4 protein-coding genes are annotated in these 3,932 nt (G+C 34.5%); all 4 read left to right on the top strand.

Going from position 1 to position 3,932, the window contains the following annotated elements; genetic code table 11:
• The first annotated feature begins 206 nt into the window (after positions 1-206).
• Positions 207-707, top strand: a complete 501-nt coding sequence (locus ACTQ53_RS17220; RefSeq protein ID WP_006743465.1) for a nucleotidyltransferase domain-containing protein — start codon at positions 207-209, stop codon at positions 705-707.
• An 11-nt stretch (positions 708-718) separates the two neighbouring features.
• Positions 719-1,468: a nucleoside phosphorylase gene (locus ACTQ53_RS17225; protein ID WP_441934519.1), complete on the top strand. Its 750-nt coding sequence runs from the start codon at positions 719-721 to the stop codon at positions 1,466-1,468.
• A 299-nt stretch (positions 1,469-1,767) separates the two neighbouring features.
• A complete protein-coding gene (locus ACTQ53_RS17230) occupies positions 1,768-2,412 on the top strand; it encodes a hypothetical protein (protein WP_441219618.1) in 645 nt (214 codons plus the stop codon).
• A gap of 25 nt (positions 2,413-2,437) precedes the next feature.
• Positions 2,438-3,166 carry a GLPGLI family protein gene (locus tag ACTQ53_RS17235; RefSeq protein ID WP_441200758.1) on the top strand — a complete coding sequence of 243 codons (729 nt, stop codon included), beginning with the start codon at positions 2,438-2,440 and terminating at the stop codon, positions 3,164-3,166.
• The last annotated feature ends 766 nt before the right edge of the window (positions 3,167-3,932 follow it).

The raw sequence follows: 3,932 nt of genomic DNA on the forward strand, positions 1-3,932 counted from the left end.
TTCCTCCAAAAGGTGTGAGTTTTTCGAATTTTATTTGTACCTTTGCAGCGCCTTGTTACGATTTTCGCTTGTTTTCTAATTGCAACACTAAGATAAGTGAAAAATCTGACATGGCAAAATCCTAGGCAACTTATTGTTGCTCAGGAACTTATAAATAAAGTTAAATCAAAGTGTTGCGGAATTAAGGATAAATAAATCGAAATTTTATGGTCACTTATTTTGATGCATGTGAGATTCTTGAAATGCTGTCTGAAGCATCTGTAAAGGTGTTTCTGGACGGCGGTTGGGGTGTCGATGCACTTATAGGCAGAGAAACAAGAATACATAACGACATCGATCTGTTCGTAGAGAAGAAAGACTATGGTAAGGCCATATCCGTGATTACCTGGAAGGGATACAGAGAAGTTGTAATGGACTATACGACCGATAGCCATACTGTCTGGAAAGATGACAACGGAAGAATAATCGATCTGCATTGTTTCGAATATGTCGAAGATGGAATTCTATATGACGGATACACTTTCCCAAGCGAAACTTTCTCAGGTAAAGGAAATATCGGGAATATTGAGGTAACATGCATAAACCCGGAGGCACAGGTACAGTTCCATCTTGGATATGAATACGATGAAAATGATGTCCACGACGTCCTGTTATTATGCAGAACTTTCAATCTTGAGATACCGGAGCAATATAAAACTCACATCTGATTCAATATGCTATGATTACTGATAGTTATGATATTGAAACTGAACCAATGATCAATCTGTTTGATTTCTACGGCAGACGTGGAGATTTTGCAGATATATGCCTGATAATATTCTCGAAGGAGATTCATCGGCATTTACTTGATTCCTACGAATCTGAAATTATTGCAACTATGCCGGCTTGCAATGGCGATACGCATATCTATAAAACAACTTATAAAGGAGTTACGATAACTTTCTACCTGTCAGGAATAGGTTCAGCAGTAGCATCCTCTAAATGTCATCTTGCAAGCTGGCTAACTGGAGCATCAAAGTTCATTATGTTCGGTTCCTGTGGCAGTCTTGACCGTACAACCACACAAGGTAGATTTATCATACCGACACAAAGTTACAGAGGGGACGGGTGTTCATATTATTTTGCAGCACCAGCCGACTATATTGATATAGCCGCAAGCAAGGAACTTTCCATAATTTTCGACAAATTATCTGTACCATATATTACAGGTAAAATATGGACGACAGATTCGATGATCAGAGAAACAAAAGGACTTGTACGCAAACGTATGGAAGAAGGGTGCATCGCTGTAGAAATGGAATTGGCTGGAGTTCAATCTGTGTGCGACTTCTACAATTTGAAGTTGTATGCTTTTTTTGAAGCAGGTGACATTTTGGATACAAATGGATATGAAGCCAAAGGCTTGAACAATGCCAACCATAGTTTAAACAAACTTTATATCGCTTTAGAAACGGCAACCTACATCTGAAGTATATGAGAATTGTAAATTCGGATTTATCTGCGAGAAAAATGCCTGGCACAAATGTATAGTGTCAGGCATTTTTCATGCTATTTTATCTGTATCTATTTTGTGGTTGATGACTATATAGATTTAGGCCAGTATAAATGGATTTTGCTTCAGAATACAAAAGAAATAGGAACTTTTAATAGAGATGTTATTACAGTATTTGTTTAAGCCATAACACATTATGCTTCATATTATTAAATAAGTTCCTATTTAAAATAAGTTCTCATAATAATATAAACAGGAAGGTTCCTATTTTGATTATGTTATCATATGAATGTATAGAAAACGATATTATAAATAACCATCACCAGACTGGGATTGTTGATAAAATTAATCGCCAAACATACGATACAGGCATCAATAGCGTATCAATAATATCTTCAGTTGAAAAAAGGTTTATGTTTATGCCATTAAACACCAAACTTAATTTTAACTATATATATAATGACACACCGCTATTTTATGATGATAAGTTGATTAATACCAAGTTTAACTCATATAACATACAAGGAATTATCAGTACCCATTATAAGAAAGGATTTAATGGTAAGATCACAGCAGATATTATGATTAGTAATTATAAAAATCAGCTGTCTAATAATAAATTGTGTAATATCAATTATCTTGCTCTGCTTTCATATAATACAGACAAATTGTATGCTGCATTCGATGTCAGATTCAGAGATTATAGAATAAATGAAAGCCCAAGCCATAATATGTATCTGGATTTTGAATTCAGATATAATATTTCCTCTAAATTGTCTTTGTATTGTATCGGAAACGATGTCCTAAATTTAAAAGGACGAATTCAGGAGGAAGTGGTAATCAACGACTATTTTACTAATACTCGCCTAGTACATTATATGCCTGGTTATATCATGTGCGGCATAACATTAAAATATTAAGTAATCATTTTAAATACATGTAGTTATGAAAAATTTTCAACTTTTATTAGTTACAATGTTTACAGCATTGTTATCATGGCAGGCTAACGCACAAGAAATTAGCGTTGTATATTCTGCACGAATCAACACAGCATCTGAAGAGTTGTTTAAAGAGACAGGCTTGCCCGAAGATATGCGTAGAGCGCTGATTAATGCATATGGTAAGGTGGATTTTTCCTATGGCTTAACCTATGCAAATAATGAAAGCACTTTCCAAATGTTACCTTCTAATAAAAAACAAGAGATTTCATTTATGGGGCAAACAATGGATTTGAGTGCTATGACAGAGGAGCAATCAAAAAACGTTACCTACAAGAATCATCAAACCAAACAGATAATAAGTAAGACGCTATTTCTTGGTAAAGAGTTTTTAGTTACTGATACTATCGCTGTTGAACAGTTTAATATTGTCGAAAATGAAGTAAAAGAAATTCTTGGTTTTGAATGTAAAAAAGCTATATCATCTGATGGTAAAAACATAGTTTGGTATACTGAACACATTCCTGTGGCAGACGGCCCAATTAACACAAATCTACCTGGACTTATTTTGGAAGCTCATTTAGATCAATATATTTATACTGCTACCAGTATTGATGATAATACAAAACAGTCCATTGTGGTCCCAACAGGAGGCAAAAAGATGACAAATGCAGAGTTCCAAGAAATGGTTCAGAAACAAACTGAAATGATGAAACGAGGAACTGGGGTATTATAAATATTGTCTATCCATAAAACATCAAATTTCGTTTAACCAAAATATGATATTAATATGAATAAACTCATAATAAGATCAAAGATATCAGTGAACAGAAGTCCATCAGCAATGATGTAGGTCGATTTAGAGAATAATCAATAAGTTAAATAACTGTAACATTTTACAAGTAAGACACATTTTATTCACCGCTGATAAATAATTAAAATATTCTCGTTATGTATAAATTTTACATTGTGCAATTAGTACTGCTTGTAATTGCAATAACCAACCTCGCAAGAGCATTAAGAGAGAAGAGTTCGAAGGGCAAAGTGTGGGGTGTGACAATCAATACTATTGCTATCGTTCTTCTTGTATCGGCATTGATAATCGTGCTTTTGCAATAAGTTCAATAATGGCGACAGCCCCAAATGGGTATTTGCCACTTTAGTATAAAAATATACTTTTACAGCTCTACAATCAATGATGTATTTTGATTTAGAATTACGGTAAAAAGTGACCCGCCAGCAGTTCTTACTGGATGCTGACGGGTTCTATAGTGTATTTGCAACCAGTTATTACTCAATATTTTGCAAGTAATAAGTCAGAAATATGATCCTAAAATCCGCAACTATCATCCAATACACGATTAAGGGTAGATTTATGAGTCGTTAGTAGTAGCTTTCAGTAAAAAGCAACAGCACAACATCAATATGTAGCCAACATCCCCTTACCCCACGATGCGACTTGAGGTAATACGCAGATTCAAACCGGAAAGAAAGGATTCTTA

This window comes from Prevotella sp. Sow4_E9_plate, assembly GCF_052116205.1.
GTDB lineage: Bacteria > Bacteroidota > Bacteroidia > Bacteroidales > Bacteroidaceae > Prevotella.

Coding starts and splice junctions, on each gene's coding strand:
- ACTQ53_RS17220 (WP_006743465.1), top strand. CDS start 207: ATGGTCACTTATTTTGATGCATGTGAGATTCTTGAAATGCTGTCTGAA.
- ACTQ53_RS17225 (WP_441934519.1), top strand. CDS start 719: ATGATTACTGATAGTTATGATATTGAAACTGAACCAATGATCAATCTG.
- ACTQ53_RS17230 (WP_441219618.1), top strand. CDS start 1,768: ATGTTATCATATGAATGTATAGAAAACGATATTATAAATAACCATCAC.
- ACTQ53_RS17235 (WP_441200758.1), top strand. CDS start 2,438: ATGAAAAATTTTCAACTTTTATTAGTTACAATGTTTACAGCATTGTTA.